Below are 26,692 nucleotides of genomic sequence, written 5' to 3'. Positions count from 1 at the left end.
GGCAACTACTTGTCCGCCATGGTGCGCTCGGCGGCCTTGACCTGTGCGCGCAGCAGCGGCAGCTGTTCGCGCGCGAAAGCTGCAAGCGCGGCATTGTCCGGCGCCTTCAGATAGCGTTCGAGCAGCTCGATGGTCGCTTCATATTCGGGAATCTGCGAGGCGTAAAAGCTTCTGACGTAGGTGGGTCCGTCCGAAGTTTCAGGCTCGACCAGGCTTGCGCTGGCCGACGCCGTCTTGCTGGCGCGCGGCTCCGCACCGATCGTCTCCTGGATCTGTTTGAGCGCCTTGTCGCGCTTGGCCGCTTCTTCGGCGCGCAATGCGGCAAGATTCTTGACCTCCGCATTGCCCTTCAGGTCGGTGCTTTCCAACAGGCCTTGCTGGAAGCGGCTGAAGGCGTAGAGGCCGCTGATGACGTCGGTTGCGGTCGGCGGCGTGCGATCGCCAAGCTTACGTTCGCCCGTGCTGTCGGCAAGTGCTGCGGAGCTGATGAATGCCAGGATGATCGCGACAAAGATTCGAATCGCTATCAACGAACGATCAGACGCCAAGTTCCCGAACGTTACGATGTCGTAAGGGCATTGCGACCACGGAGTTCCGTCCCCACGTCATTCTGCATGAAACAGTCTGACATTTTCAGGGATAACGCCGACAACTGTCTTCAGCTCGCCGAGCGAGCGGAAGGGCGACCCGCTTACAAACGCTATTCACGCATGGCGGACGCCTGGACGGCGCTTGCGAAGGAACAGGATTGGCTCGACGGGGAAATCCCGCCGCTCACGGTCCATCTCCCCCAGAAGCAGGACAGGTAGGCGCCTGTGCAGCCGTGTGTGAGTCCGCGCACGGAATGCAAGAGACCGGTCCAGGATCATCCGTGAACGGTCCATCGCATTGATTTTCGATTCCAGAAGGAGGTTTGCAATGGCTCCACGTCTGGCTCTTGTGTCACTGATCCTCGCTTTTGGCGTTTCAGTCGCGTTCGCGACGGTCACGACGGTACGGCAGGTGCATCTGGAAAAGGCATCGACTGCGGTCCACGCGGCCCACAGTTAGCGGCGATCTCTCTGCACCGGAACAATCGACGGGCCTGCGCGTAACCGCTTCGAACATCAAGAGAGGCGAGAGCAGATCATGGCCCATTCCGACCACGGTATCGTCAAGGACAAGCGGGGGGAGGAGCAGCCGCGCGACAAGCAGCGTGCGCAATCTGTGCACAAGAGCGATCCCAAGGGCTCGCCCACGCGGGAGGCGACGCGCGATCCCAAGCTGAACGACGAGAGCAAGACGCCGGGCTCCGGTGCGATGCCTGACGGATCAAGCGACGCTACGGGGTAGCCGTCACAAGGAACGAATCCCCGCGCGAAGAGTCGACGGATTGCTTCCGGTTGTCATGCCCCCGGTGCGCCGGAAGCAATCTCCAAGGACGGCCTCGGCACCCCTGTGCCGGGGCCGTTTGCTTGGGCGAACGGCTCTGCGGATTATTTCTCGGCCTCGCCCTCTGGATCTCCCTGGATGTGTCCGTCGGGTCCGCGGCCGAATACGCCAAAACTGCTGGACTTCACGCCGGCTGCCGCATCGACGCCCGCCGCGGCCAAGCCGAACTTGAGCAGTTCGCGAACCGCGGCAGCTCGCGTCGGCATGCGATGCTTGAATCGGAAATCATCGATGGCGGCCAGCTCTTCCGGCGAGAGCATGACCTGAAGACGCTCGGCGCGAAGGTCGTTCATGGTCGATCACGCAAATTGAGCAAGTTGAGTAGCTTACTCAACCGCCGACCTCCAAGTAAGTTCCACAAGTGGCGGAAGAATCCCTAAGTGAGTAGGAAAGGACAGCAAAATCAATGCGTTAATATTGAAACGACTCGCACGCTGGTGCATTTCCCTGGAAAGGGAGAAAGGCCATGACGGACGAGGTCAGGTTACCCCGCAAACTTTCCGAAGAAGCGGAAACCCAGAAGCCGGTACGTCCGAGCCTTCAGAAGGTCATTGAGGACATCGAGCGTTGGGCGAACAGCCCGGGCCTGCAGCCACCGAGGACGGACGATGCGAAGACGCTCTGAGCCACACACATTCGAGCAACGCCTCGACGCCCAGAGGCAGCGGCTCCAGCATGAGATCGCGAGACTGCCGGACGGGCAGCAACGCGAGTCCGTCGTTGCGCGCCTCGAACAGCTCCAGACTGCCGCCGAGATGCACGACTTCCTGATGCTGCGGCAGGAAATTTCAGCTCCGCGCTGATCGTGCCCCATGTTGGGCCGGCGCGTGGCCTGAGGTGGTGCGAAGCTTCCGCCGCATCCACCATGACGACACGGACACCAGGGCCCAGGCCAGGATGGCGGCGGCGAAGGCTCCGATGATGCTCGTCGATACCAGGACATAGAACGTCGCCGCGAACGCTGCGAGGCCCATGCTTCCGAGGCCGGCGCCCGCTGCGTCCAATGCCGCGGCCTGTTGTCCGCGTCTTCGCCCGCTGAGGCCGGCTTTCTCCTTGGCCCGGCGCTCATGACTTTCGATCAGCGTCGCGCTGGCGCAGAAGATCGCGGGAAGCGCGAGAAACAGCCCTCCGATCGCGACGCCGAAATAGCGGCCGATGAGTCCTGTTGCGACAGTCGCGAGGCCGCCGAGAACGAAACGCACCGCGTATTCGTACCAATGCGTCTGCTTGAGCGCGGATGTCGACAGCTTGATCAGCATCAGGCGGCCCCTCCGAAACCGGCGAGCAGGCCGAAGGAGACGGCAAGCCAAACGACAAATGCAAGGATGGTCGCCGGCAGCGCTCCGAGACGAAATCTCATCAGAAGATGGCAGACGACGACGCTGTAGCAGCCGAGGGCGACCGCGCCGTAGATCATGGTCCAGCTCTCGGCCGCGGCATAGTGCGGGCCGTGCTGAACGACCGCAATGCCAAGTGTGGCGAGAGCGACCGACGGCGCGGCGCCGAGCAGCCCGCCAAAGCTCTTGGGCTTAAGCATGTCGCCGACGATCGCGAACATGGAGACGATCAGGCCACCGGCAACGAAACGCACGAGATATTCCGTCATGGCCGTGCCCGCTGCCGCGACCCTGCCAGCGTGAACGGTCTGAAGGCTCGCTCGACCAGGACGCCGAGAGTGAAGCCCGCCACCACGTCGCTGGCCCAATGCGCGAGCAGCGCCACGCGCGTCAAGCACAATGTCACGGCCGTGGCGCGGACCAGGCGGCGCAGAGCCGGCGGCAACAAGCTGGCGGCCGAGGCGAGGGCGCCCATGTGCACGGCGTGACCTGAAGGGAAGGCATCGTGAGGTTGCCCCGAATAGGGAACGCCGCGCCGGTGTCCGCCCACTGTCAGCCGGTCCGGTCGCGTCTGGTCGAACAGGGACTTCAGGATATGCGGCAGCACGGCTGTGGCCACCGATACGATCAGGACATGATCGGCGATCCGACGCTTCTGCGGTTCCTGCAGTCGTGTGTAGAGCCATCCCACCGTTGCCAGCGCGACGAGCACATGCTCGTCGGCGCCCCAAGTCATTGCCTGGGCGGCCTGCTCGAGCCCCAAGTTGGTGTTGTGTGCGATCTCGTCTGCGATCGCCGTGTCCATCCGCGTGGGTTTGACGGTTACGAGAGCCATCGGTCAGCCGGCGACATTTCCTCCATGACAGTTTTGTAAAGGCTGGGAGACAAAGATGGTTCCTGAGTTCCGACGCCGTGGCCTTCGCTAAGGCTGTCCGGATCCGCCGGCCGAGCCATACACTTGCCCTGTCGCATAGCTGGCGTCGGCCGCGGCAAGCTGCACGTAGATCGAAGCCAGCTCGACAGGCTGGCCGGGACGGCCGAGCGGTGTCATGCCGCCGAATTTTTCCAGCTTCTCCATGGTCGCGCCGCCGGAGACCTGGAGCGGTGTCCAGATTGGCCCGGGCGCAACCCCGTTGACGCGGATACCCTTGGGACCGAGCTGTTTCGCCAGCGACTTCACGTAGTTCATCGTCGCCGCCTTGGTCTGCGCATAGTCGTAGAGTTCTGGGGAGGGGTCGTAAGCCTGCACAGAGGTCGTGCCGATGATGCAGGAGCCGGGTTTGAGATGCGGCAGCGCCGCCTTGATGATCCAGAACGGCGCGTAGATGTTCGTCTTCATAGTTGCATCGAAGTCCTCCGACGAGACATCGAGGATAGAGTCGCGCGTCTGCTGCCGCGCCGCGTTGTTGACGACGATGTCGAGTCCGCCGAGGGCTTGCACGGCTTGCTCGACCAGCCGCTTGCAAAAGGCTTCGTCCTTGAGGTCTCCGGGAATCGCAACTCCGGTGCGGCCTTCCTTCTTGATCAGCGCGATCACCTCCTGCGCATCCGGCTCTTCCGCGGGCAGATAGTTGATGGCGACGTCGGCGCCTTCGCGCGCATACGCGATTGCGGCAGCGCGGCCCATGCCGGAATCACCGCCGGTGATCAGGGCCTTGCGGCCGGCGAGCCGGCCAGAGCCCTTGTAGCTGGTCTCGCCATGATCCGGTCGCGGCTCCATCTTGCTGGCAAGTCCCGGCCAGGCCTGCGACTGTTTCTTGAACGGCGGCTTCGGATAACGGCTGACGGGATCGATCAACGCCTGCTCGGCCATGGACGTATCTCCTTTCGCTGTGGATGGCAGTGAAGCCGCCGCGAGCGTTGCGCTCGCGGCGTGGACGACGTGCCGGCGGGACAGTGAGGTGTTGCTGGGATTTGACATCATGCTCTCCGCGATGGTCGAAGCTCAATGCGCGGAGGCGGTTGTCGTTGCTAAGCGAAGGACGCCGGCGCGCCGGCGTCCCTCGGCAATGCGTTACTTGGTCTGACCGACGTTCGGCGCCTTGCCGAGCTCCTTGGCCATCTCGAGGTGGTGCTTCAGGGCCGGCACCGTCTTGCCGGCCCAATCCTTCAGCGCGGCGTTGTCGCCGCCCTTGGCGTAGCGCTCGAACAGCGAGACGGCGTCCTCATGGGCGCTGACCTGGTAGGAATTGTAATCCGAGCTGAAGTCCTTGCCTGTCGCATTCTTGAGCTTGTCGAGCTTGCTCTGATGCGAGCTGTCGAGCGCGGTCGGGAGGGTCGCCTTGACCTTGCCGTCATTCACCAGCCCCTTGAGCTCGGTGCTGGTCTTGGTGTGATCGGTCACCATCTGCTGCGCGAAGCTCTTCTCCTGCGCATTTCCCTTCTGCTCGGCGAGCTTGCTCGATTCGATCTCGAACATGTCGCTAATGGCGACCTGCTTGACGAAATCCTCCGTGGAGGGCGAGACACCGAGCGCCGAATTGACGCCGGTCTTTTCGCCCAGGGATTGCGCCAGTGCGGGGCCTGCGAGAAGCATGCAAGCAATGGCGATGATGGTACGTTTCATGGTCCGGTCCCTTCACTTGATCGCGCGGCCATCCGCCGCGCCATATTGCGCCGATCAACACCCTGCAAAGGCCGAGGTTCCTAACGGCTAATCCGTGGGATTGCGCCCCGTTCGCGGATTGATGGGATCGGTCGGCTTGCGTCGAAGCCGCTCCGGTAGGAACGGCTCGGCCGGTGTGGCGGTGGCGTCGGCGCGCACGTCGGCATGGCGCTGCGCCCGCTCATGCGGCGTGCGGTTGTCGTTGATCTGCCGCTTGACGTCGAGGCCTCCGACCGGATCGTTGACGCCGTGCTGGATGTCGCGGAAGTCGCTCATGGTTCACCTCATTCCTTTCCGGGCAGAATAGATTCGAACACCTGCCGCGCTGCTCCCTTGATCATCCCGCTTTCGTTCGGATCGCCCTTCAGCAGCGCGAGCGAGAAATTCTTCGCCTGCTGCAGCGTGATATGCGGCGGCAGCGGCGGCACCTCCGGATCGGTCTTCACTTCCAGCACGACGGGCATCTCGCTCGCCAGCGCCTGTTCCCAGGCCGAGCCGAGCAGCTTTGGGCTGTCGACGAAGATGCCGCGCAGGCCGATCAGCTCGGCGAAGCGCGAATAGGAAACATCGGGAATGCGCTGCGAGGCCTCGAACTTGGGATCGCCGTTGATGATGCGTTGCTCCCAGGTGACCTGGTTGAGGTCTTCGTTGTTGAAGACGCAGACGACGAAGCGCGGATCCCGCCACGAGCGCCAGTATTTCGCGGCCGTGATCAGCTCGGCCATGTTGTTCATCTGCATGGCGCCGTCGCCGACCAGCGCGATCACCGGCCGGTCCGGATGGGCATATTTGGCGGCGAGTGCGTAAGGCACCGCAGCGCCCATCGAGGCGAGGCCCCCCCGAGAGTGACGCCGTCATGCCGCGGCGCATCTTCAGGTCGCGCGCGAACCAGTTGGCACAGGAGCCGGAATCGCTGGTGATGATGGCGCGGTCGGGCAGGCGCGGGGACAATTCCCAGGCGACGAGCTGCGGATTGACGGGCGCGGCCGGCTGATGCGCGCGGTCGTCCAGCGTCTTCCACCATTTTGCGACATCGTCTTCGATGCCCTTGCGCCAGGCGCCGTCGCTCTTGGTTGCGAGCCGTGGCAGCAGCGCGCGCAATGTTTCGGCGGCATCGCCGACGAGGCCGACCTCCATGGGAAAGCGGATCGACATCATGCTGGCGTCGATGTCGATCTGCACACCGCGCGCTGCGCCTTCCTTGGGCAGGAATTCCGCATAGGGAAAGGCGGAGCCGACCATCAGCAGCGTGTCGCACTCCATCATCATGTTGTAGCTGGGCTCGGTGCCGAGCAGGCCGATTGAGCCGGTGACCCAGGGCAGGTCGTCGGGCAGCGCGGCCTTGCCGAGCAGCGCCTTGGCGCAGCCGGCCGACAGCCGGTCGGCGACCGCGATGACTTCGTCGGTGGCGCCAAGCGCGCCGGCGCCGACGAGCATCGCAACCTTCTTGCCGGCATTGAGGACGTCGGCCGCGCGGTCGAGATCGGCGTCCCGGGGCATGATTCTGGGCGCGCTATAGCCGATGCCGGAATGCAGCGTGCCGTGAGCGCGGGGCGGGTCCTCGTAGGTCTCTTCCTGCAGGTCGTTGGGCAGGATGATCACGGTCGGGGTCCGCCGCGCCAGCGCGATCCGCACCGACCGATCGATCAGGTGCCGCACTTGTGCGGGCGAGGAGGCCTGCATGACATAGGCGCCGGCGACGTCCTTGAACATCGAGAGAAGATCAAGTTCCTGCTGATAATGGCCGCCCAGCGCATTGCGAGCCTGCTGGCCGACGATCGCCAGCACCGGTTGGTGATCGAGCAATGCATCATAGAGACCAGTGACGAGATGCGAGGCACCGGGACCGGAGGTCGCGATGCAGACGCCGAGGTCACCTGAAAATTTCGCGTAGGCGCTCGCCATGAACGCCGACATCTCCTCGTGCCGCGCCTGGACGAACCCGATCTTGCCTTCCGCCCGGTTCATGGCGCCGAACACGCCGTTGATGCCGTCGCCGGGGTAGCCGAAGATATGACGCACGCCCCATTGATGCAGGCGCTGAACGATGAAGTCGGAGACGGTCTGGGACATGCGGGCGGCTCTCTTGGTTGCGGCCTCGTCAGAGAACCGGTTGTCTGTGGCGATGTTCCCAAGCTCTTGCGGAACACGCGCCGGAACGATCACTCACCCCTTGCGGTTGATTCACAAATGGCTGAATGGAGAATGACGATGCTGAATCAGGGCGAACTGGACCGCAACGAGATGGGCCGGCTGATCGGAAGCGACAAGGTCGAAGGAACAGCCGTCTACGGCGCCGATCGGAACAAGATCGGCTCGATCGAACGGGTCATGATTGACAAGATCAGCGGTAAGGTCTCTTACGCGGTGCTTGGTTTCGGCGGCTTTCTCGGCCTCGGCAATGATCACTATCCATTGCCTTGGCAGTCGCTGAAATACGACACCGAACTCGGCGGCTACGTTACTGCGATTACCGCCAAGGATCTGGAAGGCGCGCCGAAATACGGCGAGAAGACCGAGTGGAACTGGGGCGACGATGCCGCCGTCCGCGGGATCAATGCCTATTACGGTGTCCCCTTCGCGTAACGAAAGGACGATCCTATGAGCAAGGAACGACCCACTGACGATCCCCGGCAGCAGAGCGACTGGGGTTCGCACAGGCAAACGGACAAGCCCTGGAAGGGCAATCCAGAGAAGGAACAGGGATCGGACGAGGTGAAACCCGATCTCGAGAAGTGGCACGAGACCAAGACGCACTGAAGCGCGCTCCTTTACACGATATCATCGAGAAGTGCGGCGCCGGTGCCGCGCTTCTTTTTTGCGCACCGCATTCACGAAAGGCAGAGGCGCTTGAGCACCAGGGAACCATGGTTCTGCACTGCGGTTGGGCTCCCGGTGCGCAAGCACGTTCAAGTTGCTTGCTGCCGTCAGCCCGAGAATAGGTGCCAGCGTGGATGCTCAAACCCGGGAGCGTAGGCCGTCTGTGGAGCAGCCGCAGAAGGCGAAGGAAGCTCCGACATTCAATCCCGATCAGGTTCGCGGCGGCGAAGATAAGCCGGACAAGCCGACGCCGTCGTTGCGCGACCGGCTCCGCGAGCATTGGCTGCTTGCGACCGTCGGCGTCCTTGTGCTGATTGCGGCGCTGATCGGCGGTCTGCTTTATTGGCTTGATGTTCGGCACTACGAGTCCACCGATGACGCCTTCGTTGCCGCGCGCAGCTTTTCGGTCGCCTCCAAGGTCGGCGGCTACGTGACCGATATCCCTGTCACCGACAATCAGCACGTCAAGGCCGGCGATCTCCTGGCCAAGATCGACGAGCGCGACTACCGGATCGCGATCGAGCAGGCCGACGCGCAGGTCGCGGTCTCCAAGGCGAATATCGACAATGTCGAGGCGCAGATCGTCTCGCAGGAGGAGCAGATCAAGCAGGCCCAAGCCCAGCTCGAGCAGGCGCAAGCCCAGCTTCAGTTCGCGCAGGAGGAGTTCAAGCGCGCCGAAGAGCTGGTCGAGAAAGGCGCCGGCACCGTGCAGCGCCAGCAGCAGACCCGGTCCGATCTCCAGGCGCAGCAGGCCAACACGGAGCGCGCGAAGACTGCGGTCACCGCAGCCCAACTCGGCATCAAGACGCTGCAAGCGCAGCGCGAAGGCGCCAAGGCGCAGCTCGCGCAATCGCAGGCGCAGCTCGACCAGGCCAGGCTGAACCTGCAATACACCAGCGTCGTCGCGGCGCAGTCCGGCCGCGTGGTCAAGCTCTCGGGCGCCAAAGGCACGTTCGTCACGGCCGGTCAGAGCCTGATGATGTTCGTGCCCGACGAGGTCTGGATCGTCGCCAATTACAAGGAAACCCAGCTGAGTGACATGCGGCCGGGCCAGCCGGTCGAGATTCGCATCGATGCCTATCCCGGCCGCAAGCTGACCGGCCACGTCGAGTCCGTGCAGCCCGGCTCGGGCACGGCCTTCAGCCTGCTGCCGGCCGAGAATGCCACGGGCAATTACGTCAAGGTGGTGCAGCGCGTGCCGGTGAAGATCGTCGTCGACAATTGGCCGCCCGATTTGCCCGTTGGTCCCGGCATGTCGGTCGTGCCCTGGACCAGGGTGCGATGACGGATGCCACGCAAGGCGGCGCGTCCGCCGGCGGATGGTCGCCGGAGCGGTCGGCCGCGGGCGGGCACAATCCCTATCTGATCGCCTTCGTGGTCTCGATCGCGACCTACATGGAGGTGCTCGATACCACCATCGCCAACGTCGCATTGCGCCACATTGCCGGCAGCCTCGCGGTTGGCATCGACGAGAGCACCTACGTCATCACCAGCTATCTCGTGGCCAACGCCATCGTGCTGTCGATCTCGGGCTGGCTGTCGACGGTGATCGGCCGCAAGCGCTTCTACATGATCTGCGTTGCGACCTTCACGCTGGCCTCGCTGCTCTGCGGCTTCGCCTGGAATCTGGAATCGCTCGTGCTATTCCGCATTCTGCAGGGCCTTGGCGGCGGCGGCATGGCGACCAGCGAGCAGGCGATCCTCGCTGACTCCTTTCCGCCGCATAAGCGCGGCCAGGCTTTCGCCATCTACGGCGTGGCCGTCGTGGTCGCGCCGGTGATCGGCCCGACGCTCGGCGGCTGGATCACCGACACCTACACCTGGCACTGGGTGTTCCTGATCAACGTCCCCATGGGATTGCTGTCGCTGTTCCTGGTCGGCTCGCTGGTCAAGGAACCATCTGGTGCGGAGGAGGAGAGGCAGAAGCTGCTCAGCAAGGGCCTGCGTGTCGACTATGTCGGCTTCGCTCTCGTCGCGATCGGGCTCGGCTCGCTCGAATTCGTGCTCGATGAAGGCCAGCGCAAGGACTGGTTCGGATCGAACATGATCGTCGTCTTCGCGGTGCTTGCGGCCGTGTCGCTGCTCGCGCTGATCCCGTGGGAATTGTCGCGCAAGGATCCCATCGTGGATCTTCGCCTGCTCGGCCGGCGTCAGTTCGCCGCCTGTTTCCTGGTCATGCTCGCCACCGGCGCGGTGCTGATCTCGACCACCCAGCTTCTGCCGCAGTTGCTCCAGACCGAGCTGAACTACACGGCCATGCTGGCCGGACTTGCGCTGTCGCCGGGCGGTATCGCAACGTTGGTGCTGATGCCGGTGGTGGGGCGCCTCGTCAGCACGGTACAGCCGAAATACCTCATCATGTTCGGCGCCGCGATCGTCGCCTTCTCGATGTGGCATCTCACTGGACTCACGGGCGATATCACCTACGGCTACGCGGCGCTGTCGCGCATCTTCCTCGCGCTCGGTCTTCCCTTCCTGTTCCTGCCGGTGACGACCGCCTCCTATGACGGCATCCCGCCCGACAAGACCAACCAGGCCTCGGCGCTGATCAATGTCGCTCGCAACATCGGGGGTTCGATGGGTGTCGCGCTGGCGCAGACCATGCTGGCGCAACGCCAGCAATTTCACCAGAGCAGGCTGGTCGAGCACGCCGCGCCGTCCGATCTCGGCTACCAGCAGACCATCGACGCGATGACGCGTTACTTCCAGGCGCAGGGCTCGAATGCAAGCGACGCCGCCGCGCAGGCGGTGGCCTGGGTCGGCAAGACCTTGCAGCGGCAGGTCGACCTGCTCGCCTATATCGATGTGTTCTGGACGCTCGCGATCGTCGCGCTGCTGATGGTTCCCACCGCAGCCGTGCTGCGCCGGATCGATCTGAGCGCGCCGGCGCGCGGGCATTGAGGTTGCCGCTGCTGTCATTGCGAGCGCAGCGACTTGTCCGCCGAAGCCTTTGGCAAAGGCGGAAGCAATCCAGGCTGTCTCGGCGGAGGATTCTGGATTGCTTCGTCGCAAGGGCTCCTCGCAATGACGGTTAGTGAGGTTCGCCTGCCTCCCTCACCCGACCGCCTCGTGTCGCCCCGGTCCCGCATGCACATGTACCTGCTTCGCATGCAGCACCTCGCCGCATTCCGAGCACACCATCACGGGGTCGAACAGCTTGCCGCAAGTCTTGTGCTCGTGCAGCATCGGGCGGCCGCGCTCGTCGCCCATATGGGCGTCGCCCCAATGCACCATCGCCATGATGATCGGGTAGAGGTCGAGGCCCTTCTGGGTGAGGATGTATTCGTAGCGCTTGGGCGCATCGGAATAGGGCACGCGGCGCAGGATGCCGAAACGGACCAGCTTCTTCAGCCGCTCCGAGAGCAGGTGCCGGGTGATCTGGAGGGAGGACTGGAACGCCTCGAACCGCCGCACGCGCAAGAAGCACTCGCGCAGGATCAGCAGGGTCCAGCGGTCGCCGATCACCGCGATGGTGCGAGCAAGCGAGCAGGTTTCTTCGTCCAGCGTGTCCCATTTCATGTGCGGTCTCCGCGGGCAATCAGTCTGAAAAAAGAACTGACTTGAAGGGTCAGGACAATTCGTCGTGGAAGCTAACATTTACCCATGGGGTTTGACAGTTCTATTTTAGAACTATAGCCTTCGGGGCACTGCGCGCTTGCCACGCCCACGGCGCGGCTCATCGGAGGAGGCGACCTTGCCCAAGCGAAACGCCACTGCCGCCGTCATCGGGGCCGGAGATTTCATCGGCTCGGAGATCGCCAAGAAATTCGCCGCTGAAGGCTTTACCGTCTTCGCCGGCCGTCGCAATGGCGACAAGCTCGCGCCGCTGGTGAAGGATATCGAAGCTGCCGGTGGTGAGATCCATGCGCGCTCGCTCGATGCGCGCAAAGAGGACGAAGTCATTGCCTTCCTCGATGATGCCGACAAGCACGCGCCGTTGGATGTCTGCATCTTCAACGTCGGCGCCAACGTCAATTTCCCGATCCTCGACACCACCGAGCGCGTGTTCCGGAAGGTATGGGAGATGGCCTGCTATTCCGGCTTCCTGGCGGGCCGCGAAGCGGCGCGGCTGATGCTGCCGCACGGCGGCGGCAACATCTTCTTCACCGGCGCCACCGCGTCCTTGCGCGGCGGCAGCGGCTTTGCCGCTTTCGCCAGCGCCAAGTTCGGCCTGCGTGCGGTGGCCCAGGCGATGGCGCGCGAGCTCGGGCCCAAGAACATCCACGTCGCTCACCTCATCATCGATTCCGGCGTCGACACCGAATGGGTGCGCCAGCGCCGGCTTGAGGCGCTCGGGCCGAATGCGCTGGACAATCCCGATCTCCTGATGCCGCCATCCTCGGTCGCCGACGCCTATTGGCAGCTCTACCAGCAGCCGAAGAGCGCCTGGACCTTCGAGATGGAGATCCGCCCGTTCGGAGAGAAATGGTGACCACGGCACGCGACTACGGTTAGACTGGACCCGACATCAAACGAGGCTTTGGGAGGAACCGACGTGAAGACTGCGATCACCGAACTGTTCGGCATCGAGCATCCGATCATCCAGGGCGGCATGCATTTCGTCGGCTTTGCCGAGCTGGCGGCGGCCGTCTCCAATGCCGGCGGGCTCGGCATCATCACCGGTCTCACGCAGAAGACGCCGGAATTGCTCGCAAAGGAAATCGCGCGCTGCCGCGACATGACCGACAAGCCGTTCGGTGTGAATCTCACCTTCCTGCCGACCTTCGCCGCGCCGCCTTACCCGGAATACATCGCGGCCATCGTTGAGGGCGGCATCAAGGCGGTGGAGACTGCGGGCCGCAGCCCGGAAGCCTACATGCCGGCGCTGAAGGCCGCGGGCATCAAGGTGATCCACAAATGCACCTCGGTCCGTCATTCGCTGAAGGCCGAACGCATCGGCTGCGATGCCGTCAGCGTCGACGGCTTCGAGTGCGGCGGTCATCCCGGCGAGGACGACATACCCAACATGATCCTGCTGCCGCGAGCGGCGGAGGAATTGAAGATCCCGTTCGTTGCCTCGGGCGGCATGGCCGACGGGCGCAGCCTCGTCGCCGCGCTGTCGCTGGGCGCCGCCGGCATGAACATGGGCACGCGCTTCATCGCCACGAAGGAAGCGCCGGTGCATCAGAACGTCAAGAACGCGCTGGTCGCGGCCACCGAACTCGACACGCGCCTCATCATGCGGGCGCTGCGCAATACCGAGCGCGTCCTGAAGAACGCCAATGTCGATCGCCTCATCGAGATCGAGCGCGAGAAGGGCGCCAGCCTGAAGATCGACGACATTCACGATCAGGTCGCCGGCGTCTATCCCAAGATCATGCTGGACGGCCAGATGGACGCGGGGGCCTGGAGCTGCGGCATGGTCGCCGGCCTGATCCACGACATCCCCTCCTGCAAGGAACTCGTCGACCGCATCATGGCCGAGGCCGAGCAGATCATCCGCAGCCGCCTGATGGGGTTCCTGGATGAGACGGGGGCGACGCGAAAGGTCGCGTGACACCGCCAAACTTCTTAACCACGGCGGCATTGACCGCTGGAATTGCGCGCGACGCCTCCTAAATAGGGGTAAATTACCCCTTTCATGATCAATTTCAGGAGGCGTCCGTGGTCCTGAAAAGTGCTTCTTTTGCAATTGCGGTTGCGCTCGTGCTCACAGCGGGCGGCGTTGCGCGTGCCGACGACTACAAGCCCGGCGAATATCTCGGCCTCGATCTCTCCAGGGCCGTGCTGTCGCCGAAGCGGCTCGGCCCGGAGACGCAATTCGCGCCGGTCGCTTTGGAGGCGCGGGGCGGCAACGAGGCGCAAGCGCGCGCCGAGCCGATCGACGTGCCGAAGAAGGTTGCAGCCGAACGCGTGCACGTGCCGCCGCCGAAGGTCGCCCATACCAAGAGCAGCCAGCCTCGTGGCTCGGCGCGCACGAGGCTGTCACATCGACACGGCAATCCGCTCGACGCACAGGCGATGGACACGCGCATCCAGACCTGGCCGTGCCGCTCCGGCGGCATCTGCGACTGGAAGCGCTAGCTCATAGCCGTCATCCCTGCGTCGTAAAACCTTAGGCGCGGAGTCAAGAAACCGTAAGCCGGGAGTCAAGGAGCGCAGGCACCTTCCGTCGTGATTCGACGAAGGTCTCCTGAATGGCATCGCCCCGCGCCCCGCGCGCATGGACCCGGCGACAGTTCCTGGTCCGCTCCGCCTCCAGCCTCGCCATCGCTTCGCTCGCGAAGCCCTCCATTAGCCGCGCGGCGGATCGCCCGCAGATCGCAGGCGGCATCCAGTCCGGCGATGTCTCCGACGGCTCCGCCGTGATCTGGGCGCGCGCTGATCGGCCCGCGCGGATGCAGGTGGAATGTTCGACCGTCGAGAGTTTCAACACCATCATCGCGTCGGTCTCGCGCGATGCGCTGCCTGACGCCGACTTCACGGCAAAGCTTCTGCTGAACGATCTGCCGCCCGGTCAGGACATCTTCTATCGCGTCCGCTTCGACGACATCGCAACCGGCATCGCCGGCGAAAGCCGCGTCGGACATTTCCGCACCGCGCCGGCAACTGGCCAGTCGATCTCGTTCCTGTGGTCCGGCGACACCGCGGGGCAGGGCTGGGGCATCGACGTCTCGCGCGGCGGCTATCGCAGCTATCGCACCATGCGCGACAACCGTCCGGACTTCTTCATCCACTCCGGCGATCACATCTACGCCGACTGCACGATACCTGCCGAACAGAAGCTGCCGAACGGCGAGACCTGGCGCAACCTCGTTACCGAGGAGAAATCCGAGGTCGCGCAGACGCTGGCGCAGTTCCGCGGCAATTACAAATACAACCATCTCGACGAACATTTTCGCGCCTTCCATGCGGAGGTGCCGATGTTCGCGCAGTGGGATGATCACGAGGTCACCAACGACTGGTCGCCGACCGGCAGCTACGATACCGCCGGTTATGAGGACGACGGCACGCCGCTCTTGGTCGCGCGCGCCCGCCGCGCCTTCTTCGACTTCATGCCGATCCGCGACATCGCCGCGCGGCAAGGCCGGGTTTATCGCAAGATCGCTTACGGCCCGCTGCTCGACGTCTTCATGATCGACATGCGCAGCTATCGCGATGGCACATGGAACAAGGGCGACGACCATCGCGGCTGGATCCTCGGCGCCGAGCAACTCGCCTGGCTCAAGCGCGAGCTTGCCGCCTCGCGCGCGACCTGGAAGGTGATCGCGGCCGACTTGCCGATCGGCCTCATCAGCCTGGACGCCGTTGCGCTCGGCAACGGGCTGCCCGATCGGCGCGAGCACGAGATCGCCGACCTGCTCGGCTCCATCAAGCACGCCGGCATTCGCAACATCGTCTGGCTCACGGCCGACATGCACTACACTGCCGCGCATTACTACGATCCCAGCAAGGCGCAATTCCAGGATTTCGAGCCGTTCTGGGAGTTCGTCTCCGGCCCGCTCCACGCCGGCACCTGGGGCCCCGGCGAGCTCGATGACACCTTCGGCCCGGTCGCGATGTACCAGCACGGCTGCAGGGCCGAGCAGGGCGAGAACCTGGCGCCCTGCTTCGGCTTGCAGTTCTTCGGCCGTGTCGACATCGACGGCGCGTCCGGGGTGATGACGGTGACCTTGAAGGACGTCGACAACCGCGACCTCTGGTCGGTCGATATCGTGCCGCAGCCGCAGCCGCAGCCGCGCCCGGCCGTGGTGGCACAGCATTCGTGAGGATCGGGAAGTTCTCTCGGCATCGTCATGGCCGGGCTTGACCCGGCCATCCACGACTTGCCGCACGGCACGAAGAACGTGGATGCCCGGGGCCTTCGCCACGCCGAAGCGGCTCGGCCGCGCAGGCGGGACAAGCCCGGGCATGACGGGCGGGAAGTTCCTAACCCGATCTTGATTGGCCCCGCCGCGCCTTTCACGCTACCATCGCTGCTCCCGCCACTTCTTTTCCATCACCGAAGAGTCTGTCGCCGCGGCCTCACCGCGCCTCTGGCGGGATGAATGATGTCAGGAGCTGTTTCATGGACCATTTGAAGACACAGGGCATCAGCATGCCCAAGCTCGGCCTCGGCACTTTCCGCATGCAGGGCGATGCCTGCCGTGCCGCGGTCGAGAGCGCGCTCGCGCTCGGCTATCGTCATATCGACACCGCCGAGATGTACGCCAATGAGGAGCCGATCGGCTCGGCCATCGCCGCCTCGCGCGTGCCGCGCGGCGAGCTCCACGTCACCACCAAGGTCTGGCACGAGAATCTCGGCCCGGATGCGATCCGGCGCGCCTTCGATGCCAGCCTGAACAAGCTCCGGCTCGACCATGTCGACCTCTATCTCGTGCACTGGCCCTCGACATCCGCGAACTGGGGTGCGGTGTTCGAAACTCTGATGAAGTTGAAGCAGGAAGGGCGCACGCGAGCCATCGGTGTCGCCAATTTCACCACGGCGCTACTCAAGATCGCGGTCGAGGAGATCAAGGCGCCGATCGCCTGCAATCAGGTCGAATATCACGCCATGCTCGATCAGTCGAAGCTGCTGGCTTATCTCGAGGCCAAGTCGATCCCGCTGGTTGCCTATTGTCCGCTGGCGCAAGGACGTTTCGCGACCGATCCGGTGCTGGCTGAAATCGGTAGCAGGCACGACGCGACCGCAGCGCAGGTCGCGCTGAAATGGCTGCTCGACCAGGACGGCGTTGCTGCGATCCCGAAGGCGTCGCGCCGAGAGAGCCAGAAGGCCAATCTCGATGCGCTGAAGATCACGCTCGACGATGCCGACCGCAACAAGATCGCCGCGCTGGCAAAGGACAAGCGCTGCGTCAATCCAGGCTTCGCGCCGGCCTGGGACTAGAGCCCGACGCGCAAAGGAAATGGCCCCGCGAGGGGCCATTTCCATGTTGCGTTACGCCTTAGTCCCAGTGGTGATGGCGGTGGCTGCGCTTGATCACGACGACCTTGTTGCCGCGATGATGCCCGCGATGCCAGCCGTGATCATGATGCCTGCGATATTCAGCGCGGGCGCCGTACGGGCCGTGGTGATGATGGTGGTAGCCGCCGCTGCGCTTGATCACCACCGTTTCCGCACTTGCCACTGTCGGTGCTGCGATCACGAGCGCACCCAGAGCCGCAACCACCAAACCAAGTTTCTTCATGATGTACTCCTCCAATTCGAATGCAAATCTAAACCGCGCATTCGGGCGAACGTTCCGGAGGAACGGGAAGAGAATTCTGAACAGGCGTTCAGGTGGTTAATCGCAGCGTTGCTGCGCCGGCGTTGGCGCGCCGGTTGCAACGAATTTGCCGTCCCTGATCGTGTACTCGCCGCGCTCGCTGCGATTGTAGACTGCGCGCAAGCTGCCGTCCTTCTGCAACAGTAGCCCGAATTCGCGCGTCTGATGCAGCGAAGGGAAGAACACCATCACATTGAGCAGACCTTCGGCGTTGACCGTGGCGGATACGACCTCGCTCTCGTCTTTGGTGTCGCCGAAATTACGCCGATACATGACCCGGCCGTCCTTCCTGGTTTCGTAAGTCAGGAGCGCGCCCTTGTCCCGGTCGGGCCGGGCCGCGCAGTCGACCGCCCAGGAGCCGAGCAGGCCCCATTGCTCAACGGTCGCAGCCAATGTTTCGGCGCGCGCCGTGGACGCGAGTGCGACCCACAGCAGCAAAGCCGCGGTCCAGCGGCTCAAACAACCCGTCATATCCTGGTAAGCCCCGCCTCGAAGAATTCCAAAGTGTAGCATCCCCCGCCGGGTCGTCCACGCCGACTGCCGATCGCGCGCGAATTTGATCCGCGTCAAATGAGGCCGGCCCCATCCAGGCTAGGATGCGCTTCTCAAGGCGAAGCGTGGATGGACCGATGCTGAATCAAGTCATGGATCTTGTGGGCGAAGTGCTCCCGGGGAGCTGCGCGGTGCCGCCTTATTCCGAAACCGCGTTTCTGGCCGAGCTCGGCGATCGCCTGCGGTCCTCGCGTACGCGCTGCGAGCTGTCGCGCCGCGAGCTCGCCCGCCGCTCCGGGATTTCCGAGCGCTACATCGCCCAGATCGAGGTGGGCAAGGGCAACGTCTCGATCGTCCTGTTGTTGCGTCTGGCCGCCGCGATCCACCGCAGCCAGCCCCAGGCGGCCTGATCGGGCATGATCCGGACCCGAAGGGCCGCGTCAGCGCAAAGTGTGAAGCGGTTTTCCGGCAAGATCATGCCCAAGCTATAAGCATCAGGCCGGCTTCTCGACGTTGGCGCTGCGGGCGGGCACGCCGAACTCCTTGCGGCAGATGTCGGCCAGCACCGCGATTCCCTCGCGGATCTGTTGATGCGTCGGGCTTGCAAAGCACAGCCGCAGCCGCGAGCTGGAATGGCTCTTGTTGGTCGACCATTCAGATCCCGGATTGATCGAGACGCCGGCGGCGAGCGCGGCCTGATAGAGCTTCAGCGTATCGACCTGGTCGGGCAGCTTCACCCAGAGGAAGATTCCGCCCTTGGGCTCCTCGAACTCGGCCGCCGTCCCGAACTGCTCATTGAGAGCTTCCATCAGCGTATCGAGCTTGGTGCGCAGCGCCTTGGTCAGGGCCGGCACATGGGCCGAGAAATGCGGCTTGCAATAAGTGGCAAGCACCATCTGCTCCAGCGCCCCCGAGCCGGCATCCGTCTTCAGCGCCAGCATCCGCGACATCACTTCCCAGGGCGCCACGACGAAACCGACGCGCAGCGCCGGCGCGATCGATTTGGAGAACGAGCCGATATGGATGACGCCGCCGTTTTGGCTCATCGCGTAGATCGCGGGCGGCCGCTGCCCCGACCAGACGAGATCGGCATAGCAATCGTCCTCGAAGATGGGCACGCCGTATTCGGATGACAGGCGGAGCAGCTCGGCGCGTCGGCTCTCCGGCATGATGCTGCCGGTGGGATTCTGCACGGTCGGAATGGTGTAGATGTATTTCGGCCGGATGCCGCGGCTTTTCAGGTCGGCGAGCGTCGAGGCCAGCACGTCCATGCGCATGCCGTCCTCATCGAGGGGGATGCCCACCACGTTGACGCCGAGCCGCGCCAGGCGCGTCAGCGAGCCCTGATAGCTCTCCTGCTCGAAGATCACGGTGTCGCCGCGCGCCAGCAATGCGGCATTGACGAGGTCGAGCGCCTGGAGCGAGCCCGAGACGATCATGACATCGTCCACCGTGCAATTGATGCCGGCATCGCGCTTGAGTTTCGTCACGAGGAATTCGCGCAAGGGGAGGTAACCCTGCGGACCATGCGCGAGCCCGTAAGTGGCGAGTGAGCGGCCCTCGCGTTGCAGCACCAGGTTGGTCGCCTCGATCAGGCCCTCCAGCGGGACTTGTTCGGAATCGTTGTTGCCGCCGACGAAGCTGTATTTGGCAAGGCCCGTCCAGCGCGCAGAAGGGGCCGGCAGCCCCGCCGGAAACAGGGGCGCGAAATCGAAGCTGGACGTCATGGGCATTCCTCGTTTTGTTCTTGTTGAGCAGCCGGCGTTGCACCGGCTGGCCGCGTCAGTTCTTGCTGGCCGTCCGGGGCGGACGGGGCTGATGAAAGGGTAATGTGCATTGCCGACGCCGCCAAGCATCAAGGCTTGAGCAAGGGGCTGGCAATCTCGCTCTCCCCGGACCCTTCAGATAGCTCTCGACCTGCTTGCCTGCGGTGTCGAAATAGGCGATGCGTTGGACCACCAGCGGGTCTCGGAGGCGTTGTGCACGCTCAGCATCGCCGAGACGTCGACGCCGGCTTGCCTGGCCCATCGCGACGCTGGAATCGGCGGGTACAGAGACCCGCTGGGGACGGAGAGGGCCCCTCTTCGATGGCGTGGGAGCGAATCGGCAAGGTTTTGTTCGATACTGACCTCAGATTGCGCGGCGGCGCGCAACGGCAAAGGCGAAGGGATCGAGCAGCCTGGCTGCGAAGAGCCCTTTCCGCATGTGACGAATTGCTCGCTTGCCGCACCGCAACCCGTCTCTAGGGTGCGGCAAAAACGGACCAATTTGGCATGCACGAGCTCATTCACGACATCACTCTCTGTATTCTGTTTGCCTGGATGTTGGGCCTGCTCGCCCATTTCTCCCGGCAACCCCTGATTCTGGCCTACCTTGTCGCCGGCTTCTGCATAGGTCCATTCGGCGCCGGCTGGGTCCATTCCCAGGAATCGATCGGGGTCATTTCCGAGCTCGGCCTGATCTTCATGCTGTTCATGATCGGCCTTGAGATCGACTTGAAGAAGATCGTGCGGGCAGGGCGGGTGATCCTGTTCGCGGCGGGCGGCCAGTTGCTCGGCGGCTGCCTGCTCGGGGTGCTTTTCTTCGTCGGCATCGGCCTGTCGCTCGGTGGCGGGCATTTCGATGCGGTCTATCTCTGCGTCGCCTGCGCGCTCTCCAGCACCGTCATCATCGTCAAGGTGCTCTATGAGAAGCGCGAGCTCGATACGCTGCCGGGCCGCATCACCCTCGGCGTGCTGGTGCTCCAGGACATCTTCGCCATCCTGTTCCTGGCGGTGCAACCGAGCCTTGCCAATCTACAGGTCAGCGTCATCCTGCTCTCGGTCGGCCGCGTCGCGGTTCTGGTCACCGCTGCGCTGCTGGTCAGCCGCTACGTGCTGCCGCGCGTGTTTCACCAGATCGCCCGCCGCCCCGAGCTGATCCTGCTCGGCGCGCTGGCCTGGTGCTTCCTGGTCGCCGAGACCGCGTATCAGCTGTCGCTGTCGCGCGAGATGGGCGCGCTGATCGCCGGCGTCTCGCTCTCGACCTTCCCCTATGCGCTCGACGTCACCGCCAAGGTCACCACGCTCCGCGACTTCTTCATCACGCTGTTCTTCGTCGCGCTCGGCATGACCATTCCTATCCCCGGCCTCTCCGTGATCTGGCTCGCCCTGATGATCGCGGGCTTCACGGTCGTGAGCCGCCTCGTCACCACCTTCACGCCGCTCTATTTGATGAAGCAGGGGCTGCGCGCGAGCCTGTTGCCGGCCCTGAACCTTGCGCAGATCTCCGAATTCTCACTGGTGGTGATCCAGACCGGTGTCACCGACCGCCACATCGCAGCGGAAACGGCGAACGCGGCCTCCTTCGCCTTCGTGGTGCTGGCCGTGCTCTCGACCTTCGTGATGACCCGCAGCGACGAGATTACCCGCTGGGCGATCGGTCCCTTGAAGCGGATCGGCCTGCGCGACCTCGATCACGGCAGCGGCCAAGGCGAGGAGGGGCATGAGGGCGGCCATGGCGAGGCCCGCCGCATCGTCATCCTCGGCTTTTTCCGTGCGGCAAGCGCACTTCTCGCCGAGATCGAGCGGCAGGCCCCGGTGCTGCTGGAGCAGATCACCGTGGTCGACTTCAACCCCAATGTGTACCAGACCTTGCTCTCGCGCGGCCTGCACGTGATCTATGGCGACATCAGCAATGTCGACACGCTGCTCCATGCCGGCATCGGTAAGTCCGAGATGATCATTCTCAGCGTGCCGGATTCGCTGCTCAAGGGCGCCACCAACGAGAAGCTGGTCCGTCACGTCCGCGCGCTCAATCCCACCGCCCTGATCGTGGCGACGGCCGACCTCCTGGCCGATGTCGACGAGCTCTATGAGGCTGGCGCCAGCTATGTCACGGTGACCCGGGTCAGCGATGCCCATGAGCTGTTCACTGTGATCGAGGCGGCCCAGGCCGGCCTTTTGGCTGACAAGCGCGCCGAGCTCGATCAGCGTCTCGGCGAGCGGCGCGAAGTGCTGCCCTGACCGGCCGGGCTGCTGCTTCCTCTCCGGCGCGGGGCGCCTATATCCCTGGTGAACCATCCCGGCAGGCCTGCCCTCCGGCATGAGCGGTTGCGCTGGAAAGACTAGCGCCCCGGTCCAAGTCCGGCTAAGGCGTCCGGCTAAGCCTCGCGGCCATCATCGATAGAGATTGGGAAATGCCCGATAGCGTTCAGGAAGTCTTGCAGGCCTTTGCCAGGGGCGAGCTCGTGGTCGTCACTGACGACGACGATCGCGAGGGCGAGGGCGATCTGATCGTCGCCGCCTCGCTCTGCACCGCCGAGAAGATGGCGTTCATCATCCGCCACACCTCCGGCATCGTCTGCGCCCCCGTGACCACGGAGGACGCGCGCCGCCTGCGGCTCGATCCGATGGTCGCCCACAACGATTCCGCACACACCACCGCGTTCACGGTGTCGATCGATTACAAGCCCGACGGCGGCACCGGTATCTCGGCCGAGGAACGCGCCTCCTGCTGCCGCGCGCTGTCCAATCCCAATGTCGGCGCCAACGATTTCGCCCGGCCCGGCCACATCTTCCCGCTGATCGCCAAGGACGGCGGCGTGCTGCTGCGCTCCGGCCATACCGAGGCTGCCGTGGACCTCTGCAAGCTCTCGGGCCTGCCGCCGGTCGGCGTCATCAGCGAGCTCATGAACGACGATGGCAGCGTGATGAAGGGGGAGCAGGTCTCCCGCTTCGCCGCCCAGCACAAGCTCAAGCACGTCACCATCGCGGACATGATCGCCTACCGTCAGGCGCGCGAGAAGCTGATCGAGCGGGTCTCGACCTTCGTGACCGAGAGCCCGATCGGCCCCTTGCAGGGCTATGCCTATCGTTCGCCGTTCGATTCCATCGCCCATGTCGCTTTCGTCTACAACGGCGTCGGTGACGGCAAGAACGTGCTGACGCGCTTCCACAAGCCCAACATCGTCAAGGATACCTTTACCGGCCACAAGCGCATGGCGGCGGTGCTCGAGCACTTCAAGAAGTCCGGCCGTGGCGTATTGGTTTACTTGCGCGACGGCGCAGCCGGTGTCCCCGTGTCACCGCTGCCCGACGAGAGCGCGACCGAGGCGGACCGCAACCGGCAGTGGCGCGAGGTCGGTGTCGGCGCGCAGATCCTGCGCGATCTCGGCGTCACCTCGATCCGGCATCTCACCTCCTCGGTGCACGACTACAAAGGCCTGTCCGGCTTCGGCATCGAGATCGTCGCCAACGAGCAGCTGGAAAGCTAGCGCTGTCATCCCGGGCCGCACGACGCGCGTCCGTGGAGCCACGCAGGTCCATCGATCTGCAATGCAATTGCACTTGTTGCCGCGGCGCTTTAATTTGTCGGGCAATTTATGACGGAACCAGACGCGAAAGGACGTTTCATGAGCGTGCGCCCTCAGGCCAAGGACAAGCCGGCTGCGGCTGCTTTCCAGTGGGACGATCCGTTCCTGCTTGACGAGCAACTCACCGAAGACGAGCGCATGGTGCGCGACACCGCCCGCGCCTATGCCCAGGACAAGCTGCTGCCGCGCGTTTCCAAGGCCTATCTCGAAGAGACGACCGACCGCGAGATCTTCAATGAGATGGGTGAACTCGGCCTGATCGGCATCACGCTGCCGGAGGAATATGGCTGCGCCAATGCGAGCTATGTCGCCTATGGTCTCGTCGCGCGCGAGATCGAGCGCGTCGATTCCGGCTATCGCTCGATGAATTCGGTGCAGTCCTCGCTGGTGATGTATCCAATCTACGCCTATGGCGACGAGAACCAGCGCAAGAAGTACCTGCCGAAGCTCGCCAGCGGCGAGTGGGTCGGCTGCTTCGGCCTGACCGAGCCCGATGCGGGCTCCGATCCGGCCGGCATGAAGACCCGCGCGGAGAAGGTGGCGGATGGCTATCGCCTCACCGGCAGCAAGATGTGGATCTCGAACGCGCCGATCGCCGACGTGTTCGTGGTCTGGGCCAAGTCGGCCGCGCACGACAACCAGATCCGCGGCTTCGTGCTGGAGAAGGGCATGAAGGGCCTCTCCGCGCCGAAGATCGGCGGCAAGCTCTCGCTTCGCGCCTCCATCACCGGCGAGGTCGTGATGGACGGTGTCGTGGTTCCCGAGGATGCGCTGCTGCCCAACGTCTCCGGCCTCAAGGGTCCGTTCGGTTGTCTCAACCGCGCCCGCTACGGCATCTCCTGGGGAGCGCTGGGCGCCGCCGAGGACTGCATGCATCGCGCCCGTCAGTACACGCTCGATCGCAAGCAGTTCGGCAAGCCGCTCGCGGCCACCCAGCTGGTGCAGAAGAAGCTCGCCGACATGGAGACCGAAATCGCGCTCGGCCTGCAGGGTAGCTTGCGCGTCGGTCGCCTGATGGATGAGGGCAAGTTCGCGCCCGAGATGATCTCGATCATGAAGCGCAACAATTGCGGCAAGGCGCTCGACATCGCCCGCACCGCCCGCGACATGCACGGCGGCAACGGCATCTCGATCGAGTACCACGTGATGCGCCACGTCCATAATCTCGAGACCGTCAACACCTACGAGGGCACCCACGACGTCCACGCTCTGATCCTGGGCCGCGCGATCACGGGCATTCAGGCGTTCTTCTGACCGCGTTCCGTGGTTGTGTCTTGCTCGGTGTCATCGCCCGCCCCGTGCGCAATTGCGCACTAGGGCGGGCGATCCAGTATCCCAGAGACCTCGCCTTTGCCACCGGCGCCAGGGCGTACTGGATACCCCGCCTTCGCGGGGTATGACGGCGGGGGGGGGGGGGAGGTAGTGCACAGGAAGTCTCATGTCCGACAACGACGACGTCCCGTTCAACCGCAACTTTCCGCTGAAGCCTGGAATCGTCGAGGAAGTCCGCCCCGGCGTGCGGCGCGTGCTCTGTAACAATCCGAGCCCGTTCACCTTCACCGGCACGGTCAGCTACATCGTCGGCACCGGCAATGTCGCGATCATCGATCCCGGCCCGGACGACGCGGCGCACGCCGCAGCGCTGCTCGATGCCGTGCGCGGCGAGACGGTGAGCCACATCTTCGTCACCCACACCCACCGCGACCATTCGCCGAACACGGCGCGGATCAAGCAGGCGACCGGTGCGCCCGTTTATGCCGAAGGCCCCCACCGCGCCTCGCGCCCGCGCTTCGAAAGCGAGAAGCACAATCCGGAATCCGGCTCTGATCGCGATTTCGTGCCCGACATCAGGATCGCCCATGGCGACGTCGTGGAAGGCGACGGCTGGCGGCTCGAGGCGGTGGCGACGCCCGGCCACACCGCCAATCATCTGGCGTTTGCCTGGCCCGAGCAGAAGTTCAACTTCGTCGGCGATCACGTGATGGGCTGGTCGACCTCGATCGTCGCACCGCCCGACGGCTCGATGATCGACTATATGGACTCGCTGGACCGCCTCGCCGCGCGTGAGGAAGATCTGTACTTCTCCGGCCATGGCCCCGAGATTCCGGATGGACCGCGCTTCGTGCGCTTCCTGATCCGTCATCGCAAGGCGCGCGAGGCCTCGATCCTGCATCGTCTCGGCAAGGGCGAGACCGATATCCCGACGATGGTGCGCGCGATCTATATCGGCATCGATCCCCGGCTGACGACGGCGGCCGGCTATTCCGTGCTGGCGCACCTCGAAGATCTGGTCGCCCGCGGCGTGGTGGCGACGGACGGCGATCCCGTGATCGGCGGGACGTATCGGATGGCCTAGGGGCGAATGGCGAGTGGGGAGTAGCGAATGAGAGTGGCTTCCATTCGCTATTCGCTACTCGCTATTTCTTCACCGTCTTCGCCGGGGCCTTGGGCGGAGCGACCGGCGTCTTCTTCACCGGCTTCAGCGCATCGGCATCGGCGGCGGTGTTGAGGTCATCGATGAATTTCTTGACGCGGGCGGCGTTGCTGCCGAGGTCGCTTTCGAAATAGCGGGAGGCCGAGCGGATATCGACGCGGGAATCATCGCCGTCGGGCACGACGCGGATCGAGACGTCCTCGCGGAAGCCCATGATCGGCGTGCGTGCTACCGCCTCGATGCGGCCGATCCGGCGCGGCGGCTGCGGGGCGCGCTCGTCGATGACGAGCCATTTGCGCTTGTTGACGAGCTGGCGCGCGATCGCATAGGCGCGGTCGACCGGAAGCTCCAGCTCGATCGGCTCGATGTCGGGATAGAACTGCCGCTGTTGCTCGGCCGAATAGAGGCCGGCATAGACCGCGGTGTTGGTGCCATCGCCGGTGCGGACGGGCGCCAGCGCGTCGAAGCGCGGCGGGTCGATCGGATTGGTGGTGATGTCGTAGATCGCCGGCAGCTTGCGATATTGCAGGGCGAGATAGGCGGGATAGGCGAGGATCATCCCGTCGATCAGGAAAGCGAGCAGGATGCGCCCCATACCGCGCGAGCCGTTCTGCCAGATCGCGGCAAAGCCGGCGAGCCCGAACAGGATCGACAGGCCGGCGATCGCCAGGCCGCCGAAAAAGGTCATCAGCGCCGGCTTCATCTCAAGGAAGTCGAAGCGGACGATGATGATCGAGACCACCACCGCCACCACCGCGAACACGGCCAGATTGCGCGCCCAGTTCGCGAGGCTGGACACGGGCTCCGACTGGTAGGGAGCGGAAAACCTGCGGGCCATCGGGACGAGCTCTGCCGGGGTTTTGGAGGCGGTGCCGGCCGATCCGGCGCGACGATGGGCCGTTGAGACCACGCCCCGGGGGCAAATTCAAGAGTTCCGCAGGCGCTCTCGTCGTCATGGCCGGGCTTGTCCCGGCCATCCACGTCTATCTTTGCCGCGGTCGATACGTGAATGCC

30 protein-coding genes and 1 pseudogene are annotated in these 26,692 nt (G+C 64.2%); 17 read left to right on the top strand and 14 right to left on the bottom strand.

Annotation, left to right across the window (positions count from 1 at the left end):
- Positions 1–5: 5 nt before the first annotated feature.
- On the bottom strand, positions 6–521 hold the full coding sequence (locus SE91_RS22745) for a DUF4142 domain-containing protein (RefSeq protein ID WP_008551508.1): 516 nt from the start codon (positions 519–521) through the stop codon (positions 6–8).
- A 93-nt stretch (positions 522–614) separates the two neighbouring features.
- On the opposite strand from SE91_RS22745, the gene SE91_RS37740 reads away from it, so the two are divergent.
- Both SE91_RS37740 and SE91_RS22735 read left to right on the top strand, forming a co-directional pair.
- Complete coding sequence (locus SE91_RS37740; protein WP_008551506.1) at positions 615–809, top strand: hypothetical protein; 195 nt, start codon at positions 615–617, stop codon at positions 807–809.
- Between the two features lie 319 nt (positions 810–1,128).
- The gene (locus tag SE91_RS22735; RefSeq protein WP_008551504.1) at positions 1,129–1,332 is read left to right on the top strand and encodes a hypothetical protein; all 204 of its coding nucleotides are present in this window, start codon (positions 1,129–1,131) and stop codon (positions 1,330–1,332) included.
- 143 nt (positions 1,333–1,475) lie between these two features.
- Here the strand turns inward: SE91_RS22735 and SE91_RS22730 are convergent, their stop codons facing one another.
- Positions 1,476–1,724: a hypothetical protein gene (locus tag SE91_RS22730; RefSeq protein WP_008551502.1), complete on the bottom strand. Its 249-nt coding sequence runs from the start codon at positions 1,722–1,724 to the stop codon at positions 1,476–1,478.
- 173 nt (positions 1,725–1,897) lie between these two features.
- Between SE91_RS22730 and SE91_RS37210 the strand changes: the two genes are divergently transcribed.
- Positions 1,898–2,056: a hypothetical protein gene (locus SE91_RS37210; protein WP_193409771.1), complete on the top strand. Its 159-nt coding sequence runs from the start codon at positions 1,898–1,900 to the stop codon at positions 2,054–2,056.
- A 163-nt stretch (positions 2,057–2,219) separates the two neighbouring features.
- Here the strand turns inward: SE91_RS37210 and SE91_RS22720 are convergent, their stop codons facing one another.
- The 7 genes and pseudogenes from SE91_RS22720 to SE91_RS22690 all read right to left on the bottom strand — a co-directional run bounded on the left by SE91_RS22720 (position 2,220) and on the right by SE91_RS22690 (position 7,446).
- Positions 2,220–2,690 (bottom strand): DUF3147 family protein, encoded by a 471-nt coding sequence (locus SE91_RS22720; RefSeq protein WP_061849196.1) that lies wholly within the window; start codon positions 2,688–2,690, stop codon positions 2,220–2,222.
- The gene (locus SE91_RS22715; protein WP_061849194.1) at positions 2,690–3,037 is read right to left on the bottom strand and encodes a DUF3147 family protein; all 348 of its coding nucleotides are present in this window, start codon (positions 3,035–3,037) and stop codon (positions 2,690–2,692) included. The genes SE91_RS22720 and SE91_RS22715 overlap by 1 nt, the downstream gene beginning before the upstream one ends.
- Positions 3,034–3,603, bottom strand: coding sequence for a phosphatase PAP2 family protein (locus tag SE91_RS22710; RefSeq protein WP_061849192.1), 570 nt, complete (start codon positions 3,601–3,603; stop codon positions 3,034–3,036). Before SE91_RS22710 ends, SE91_RS22715 begins: the two co-directional genes overlap by 4 nt.
- A gap of 87 nt (positions 3,604–3,690) precedes the next feature.
- Complete coding sequence (locus SE91_RS22705) at positions 3,691–4,581, bottom strand: SDR family oxidoreductase (protein WP_197489501.1); 891 nt, start codon at positions 4,579–4,581, stop codon at positions 3,691–3,693.
- Between the two features lie 201 nt (positions 4,582–4,782).
- Complete coding sequence (locus SE91_RS22700; RefSeq protein WP_061849191.1) at positions 4,783–5,334, bottom strand: DUF4142 domain-containing protein; 552 nt, start codon at positions 5,332–5,334, stop codon at positions 4,783–4,785.
- An 87-nt stretch (positions 5,335–5,421) separates the two neighbouring features.
- Entirely contained in the window at positions 5,422–5,649 is a 228-nt protein-coding gene (locus tag SE91_RS22695) for a hypothetical protein (protein WP_061849190.1), read from the bottom strand.
- An 8-nt stretch (positions 5,650–5,657) separates the two neighbouring features.
- Positions 5,658–7,446: pseudogene (locus SE91_RS22690) on the bottom strand (thiamine pyrophosphate-requiring protein).
- A gap of 138 nt (positions 7,447–7,584) precedes the next feature.
- On the opposite strand from SE91_RS22690, the gene SE91_RS22685 reads away from it, so the two are divergent.
- From SE91_RS22685 to SE91_RS22675, 4 genes are all read left to right on the top strand, one after another.
- Entirely contained in the window at positions 7,585–7,959 is a 375-nt protein-coding gene (locus SE91_RS22685; RefSeq protein ID WP_061851253.1) for a PRC-barrel domain-containing protein, read from the top strand.
- Between the two features lie 15 nt (positions 7,960–7,974).
- Positions 7,975–8,133 carry a hypothetical protein gene (locus SE91_RS37205; protein ID WP_008551460.1) on the top strand — a complete coding sequence of 53 codons (159 nt, stop codon included), beginning with the start codon at positions 7,975–7,977 and terminating at the stop codon, positions 8,131–8,133.
- A gap of 190 nt (positions 8,134–8,323) precedes the next feature.
- Positions 8,324–9,478: an HlyD family secretion protein gene (locus tag SE91_RS22680; protein WP_061849189.1), complete on the top strand. Its 1,155-nt coding sequence runs from the start codon at positions 8,324–8,326 to the stop codon at positions 9,476–9,478.
- On the top strand, positions 9,475–11,094 hold the full coding sequence (locus SE91_RS22675) for a DHA2 family efflux MFS transporter permease subunit (RefSeq protein WP_061849188.1): 1,620 nt from the start codon (positions 9,475–9,477) through the stop codon (positions 11,092–11,094). Before SE91_RS22680 ends, SE91_RS22675 begins: the two co-directional genes overlap by 4 nt.
- 153 nt (positions 11,095–11,247) lie before the next feature.
- Here the strand turns inward: SE91_RS22675 and SE91_RS22670 are convergent, their stop codons facing one another.
- Complete coding sequence (locus tag SE91_RS22670) at positions 11,248–11,712, bottom strand: winged helix-turn-helix transcriptional regulator (protein WP_061849187.1); 465 nt, start codon at positions 11,710–11,712, stop codon at positions 11,248–11,250.
- A 175-nt stretch (positions 11,713–11,887) separates the two neighbouring features.
- Between SE91_RS22670 and SE91_RS22665 the strand changes: the two genes are divergently transcribed.
- The 5 genes from SE91_RS22665 (at position 11,888) to SE91_RS22645 (ending at position 17,020) form a co-directional block, all read left to right on the top strand.
- Positions 11,888–12,625, top strand: a complete 738-nt coding sequence (locus SE91_RS22665) for an SDR family oxidoreductase (protein ID WP_061849186.1) — start codon at positions 11,888–11,890, stop codon at positions 12,623–12,625.
- Between the two features lie 63 nt (positions 12,626–12,688).
- Positions 12,689–13,690 carry an NAD(P)H-dependent flavin oxidoreductase gene (locus SE91_RS22660; RefSeq protein ID WP_061849185.1) on the top strand — a complete coding sequence of 334 codons (1,002 nt, stop codon included), beginning with the start codon at positions 12,689–12,691 and terminating at the stop codon, positions 13,688–13,690.
- A gap of 107 nt (positions 13,691–13,797) precedes the next feature.
- Positions 13,798–14,217 (top strand): hypothetical protein, encoded by a 420-nt coding sequence (locus SE91_RS22655; RefSeq protein ID WP_061849184.1) that lies wholly within the window; start codon positions 13,798–13,800, stop codon positions 14,215–14,217.
- A gap of 113 nt (positions 14,218–14,330) precedes the next feature.
- Entirely contained in the window at positions 14,331–15,902 is a 1,572-nt protein-coding gene (locus tag SE91_RS22650; protein ID WP_061849183.1) for an alkaline phosphatase D family protein, read from the top strand.
- Positions 15,903–16,201: 299 nt separating this feature from the next.
- Positions 16,202–17,020 (top strand): aldo/keto reductase, encoded by an 819-nt coding sequence (locus SE91_RS22645; RefSeq protein ID WP_061849182.1) that lies wholly within the window; start codon positions 16,202–16,204, stop codon positions 17,018–17,020.
- A gap of 58 nt (positions 17,021–17,078) precedes the next feature.
- Here the strand turns inward: SE91_RS22645 and SE91_RS22640 are convergent, their stop codons facing one another.
- Both SE91_RS22640 and SE91_RS22635 read right to left on the bottom strand, forming a co-directional pair.
- Positions 17,079–17,321, bottom strand: a complete 243-nt coding sequence (locus tag SE91_RS22640; protein WP_061851252.1) for a hypothetical protein — start codon at positions 17,319–17,321, stop codon at positions 17,079–17,081.
- Between the two features lie 96 nt (positions 17,322–17,417).
- Entirely contained in the window at positions 17,418–17,870 is a 453-nt protein-coding gene (locus SE91_RS22635) for a hypothetical protein (protein WP_061849181.1), read from the bottom strand.
- A 158-nt stretch (positions 17,871–18,028) separates the two neighbouring features.
- On the opposite strand from SE91_RS22635, the gene SE91_RS22630 reads away from it, so the two are divergent.
- Entirely contained in the window at positions 18,029–18,301 is a 273-nt protein-coding gene (locus SE91_RS22630; RefSeq protein ID WP_061849180.1) for a helix-turn-helix domain-containing protein, read from the top strand.
- A gap of 84 nt (positions 18,302–18,385) precedes the next feature.
- Here SE91_RS22630 and SE91_RS22625 read toward each other — a convergent pair whose 3' ends face one another.
- Positions 18,386–19,618: an aminotransferase-like domain-containing protein gene (locus SE91_RS22625; protein ID WP_061849179.1), complete on the bottom strand. Its 1,233-nt coding sequence runs from the start codon at positions 19,616–19,618 to the stop codon at positions 18,386–18,388.
- A 546-nt stretch (positions 19,619–20,164) separates the two neighbouring features.
- Here SE91_RS22625 and SE91_RS22620 point away from each other — a divergent pair.
- The 4 genes from SE91_RS22620 to SE91_RS22605 all read left to right on the top strand — a co-directional run bounded on the left by SE91_RS22620 (position 20,165) and on the right by SE91_RS22605 (position 25,600).
- Positions 20,165–21,895 carry a cation:proton antiporter gene (locus SE91_RS22620; RefSeq protein WP_061849178.1) on the top strand — a complete coding sequence of 577 codons (1,731 nt, stop codon included), beginning with the start codon at positions 20,165–20,167 and terminating at the stop codon, positions 21,893–21,895.
- Between the two features lie 173 nt (positions 21,896–22,068).
- The gene (gene ribB / locus SE91_RS22615) at positions 22,069–23,145 is read left to right on the top strand and encodes a 3,4-dihydroxy-2-butanone-4-phosphate synthase (protein WP_061849177.1); all 1,077 of its coding nucleotides are present in this window, start codon (positions 22,069–22,071) and stop codon (positions 23,143–23,145) included.
- A gap of 138 nt (positions 23,146–23,283) precedes the next feature.
- Entirely contained in the window at positions 23,284–24,498 is a 1,215-nt protein-coding gene (locus SE91_RS22610; RefSeq protein WP_061849176.1) for an acyl-CoA dehydrogenase, read from the top strand.
- A gap of 184 nt (positions 24,499–24,682) precedes the next feature.
- Positions 24,683–25,600 carry an MBL fold metallo-hydrolase gene (locus SE91_RS22605; protein ID WP_061849175.1) on the top strand — a complete coding sequence of 306 codons (918 nt, stop codon included), beginning with the start codon at positions 24,683–24,685 and terminating at the stop codon, positions 25,598–25,600.
- Between the two features lie 61 nt (positions 25,601–25,661).
- On the opposite strand, the gene SE91_RS22600 is transcribed toward SE91_RS22605, so the two are convergent.
- Positions 25,662–26,516 carry a DUF1499 domain-containing protein gene (locus SE91_RS22600; RefSeq protein ID WP_061851251.1) on the bottom strand — a complete coding sequence of 285 codons (855 nt, stop codon included), beginning with the start codon at positions 26,514–26,516 and terminating at the stop codon, positions 25,662–25,664.
- Between the last annotated feature and the right edge of the window lie 176 nt (positions 26,517–26,692).

The organism is Bradyrhizobium sp. DOA1 (assembly GCF_001593325.1).
In the GTDB taxonomy this organism is placed as follows: Bacteria; Pseudomonadota; Alphaproteobacteria; order Rhizobiales; family Xanthobacteraceae; genus Bradyrhizobium.
Note: the sequence above shows the minus strand (reverse complement) of the source record. Positions and strands in the feature narration are given on the sequence as shown.

Excerpts from the sequence above, each read along its gene's own strand:
- SE91_RS37740 (WP_008551506.1), top strand. The coding sequence starts at position 615 with ATGAAACAGTCTGACATTTTCAGGGATAACGCCGACAACTGTCTTCAG.
- SE91_RS22735 (WP_008551504.1), top strand. The coding sequence starts at position 1,129 with ATGGCCCATTCCGACCACGGTATCGTCAAGGACAAGCGGGGGGAGGAG.
- SE91_RS22730 (WP_008551502.1), bottom strand. The coding sequence starts at position 1,724 with ATGAACGACCTTCGCGCCGAGCGTCTTCAGGTCATGCTCTCGCCGGAA.
- SE91_RS37210 (WP_193409771.1), top strand. The coding sequence starts at position 1,898 with ATGACGGACGAGGTCAGGTTACCCCGCAAACTTTCCGAAGAAGCGGAA.
- SE91_RS22720 (WP_061849196.1), bottom strand. The coding sequence starts at position 2,690 with ATGCTGATCAAGCTGTCGACATCCGCGCTCAAGCAGACGCATTGGTAC.
- SE91_RS22715 (WP_061849194.1), bottom strand. The coding sequence starts at position 3,037 with ATGACGGAATATCTCGTGCGTTTCGTTGCCGGTGGCCTGATCGTCTCC.
- SE91_RS22710 (WP_061849192.1), bottom strand. The coding sequence starts at position 3,603 with ATGGCTCTCGTAACCGTCAAACCCACGCGGATGGACACGGCGATCGCA.
- SE91_RS22705 (WP_197489501.1), bottom strand. The coding sequence starts at position 4,581 with ATGGCCGAGCAGGCGTTGATCGATCCCGTCAGCCGTTATCCGAAGCCG.
- SE91_RS22700 (WP_061849191.1), bottom strand. The coding sequence starts at position 5,334 with ATGAAACGTACCATCATCGCCATTGCTTGCATGCTTCTCGCAGGCCCC.
- SE91_RS22695 (WP_061849190.1), bottom strand. The coding sequence starts at position 5,649 with ATGAGCGACTTCCGCGACATCCAGCACGGCGTCAACGATCCGGTCGGA.
- SE91_RS22685 (WP_061851253.1), top strand. The coding sequence starts at position 7,585 with ATGCTGAATCAGGGCGAACTGGACCGCAACGAGATGGGCCGGCTGATC.
- SE91_RS37205 (WP_008551460.1), top strand. The coding sequence starts at position 7,975 with ATGAGCAAGGAACGACCCACTGACGATCCCCGGCAGCAGAGCGACTGG.
- SE91_RS22675 (WP_061849188.1), top strand. The coding sequence starts at position 9,475 with ATGACGGATGCCACGCAAGGCGGCGCGTCCGCCGGCGGATGGTCGCCG.
- SE91_RS22670 (WP_061849187.1), bottom strand. The coding sequence starts at position 11,712 with ATGAAATGGGACACGCTGGACGAAGAAACCTGCTCGCTTGCTCGCACC.
- SE91_RS22650 (WP_061849183.1), top strand. The coding sequence starts at position 14,331 with ATGGCATCGCCCCGCGCCCCGCGCGCATGGACCCGGCGACAGTTCCTG.
- SE91_RS22645 (WP_061849182.1), top strand. The coding sequence starts at position 16,202 with ATGGACCATTTGAAGACACAGGGCATCAGCATGCCCAAGCTCGGCCTC.
- SE91_RS22640 (WP_061851252.1), bottom strand. The coding sequence starts at position 17,321 with ATGAAGAAACTTGGTTTGGTGGTTGCGGCTCTGGGTGCGCTCGTGATC.
- SE91_RS22635 (WP_061849181.1), bottom strand. The coding sequence starts at position 17,870 with ATGACGGGTTGTTTGAGCCGCTGGACCGCGGCTTTGCTGCTGTGGGTC.
- SE91_RS22630 (WP_061849180.1), top strand. The coding sequence starts at position 18,029 with ATGCTGAATCAAGTCATGGATCTTGTGGGCGAAGTGCTCCCGGGGAGC.
- SE91_RS22625 (WP_061849179.1), bottom strand. The coding sequence starts at position 19,618 with ATGACGTCCAGCTTCGATTTCGCGCCCCTGTTTCCGGCGGGGCTGCCG.
- SE91_RS22620 (WP_061849178.1), top strand. The coding sequence starts at position 20,165 with ATGCACGAGCTCATTCACGACATCACTCTCTGTATTCTGTTTGCCTGG.
- ribB (WP_061849177.1), top strand. The coding sequence starts at position 22,069 with ATGCCCGATAGCGTTCAGGAAGTCTTGCAGGCCTTTGCCAGGGGCGAG.
- SE91_RS22610 (WP_061849176.1), top strand. The coding sequence starts at position 23,284 with ATGAGCGTGCGCCCTCAGGCCAAGGACAAGCCGGCTGCGGCTGCTTTC.
- SE91_RS22605 (WP_061849175.1), top strand. The coding sequence starts at position 24,683 with ATGTCCGACAACGACGACGTCCCGTTCAACCGCAACTTTCCGCTGAAG.
- SE91_RS22600 (WP_061851251.1), bottom strand. The coding sequence starts at position 26,516 with ATGGCCCGCAGGTTTTCCGCTCCCTACCAGTCGGAGCCCGTGTCCAGC.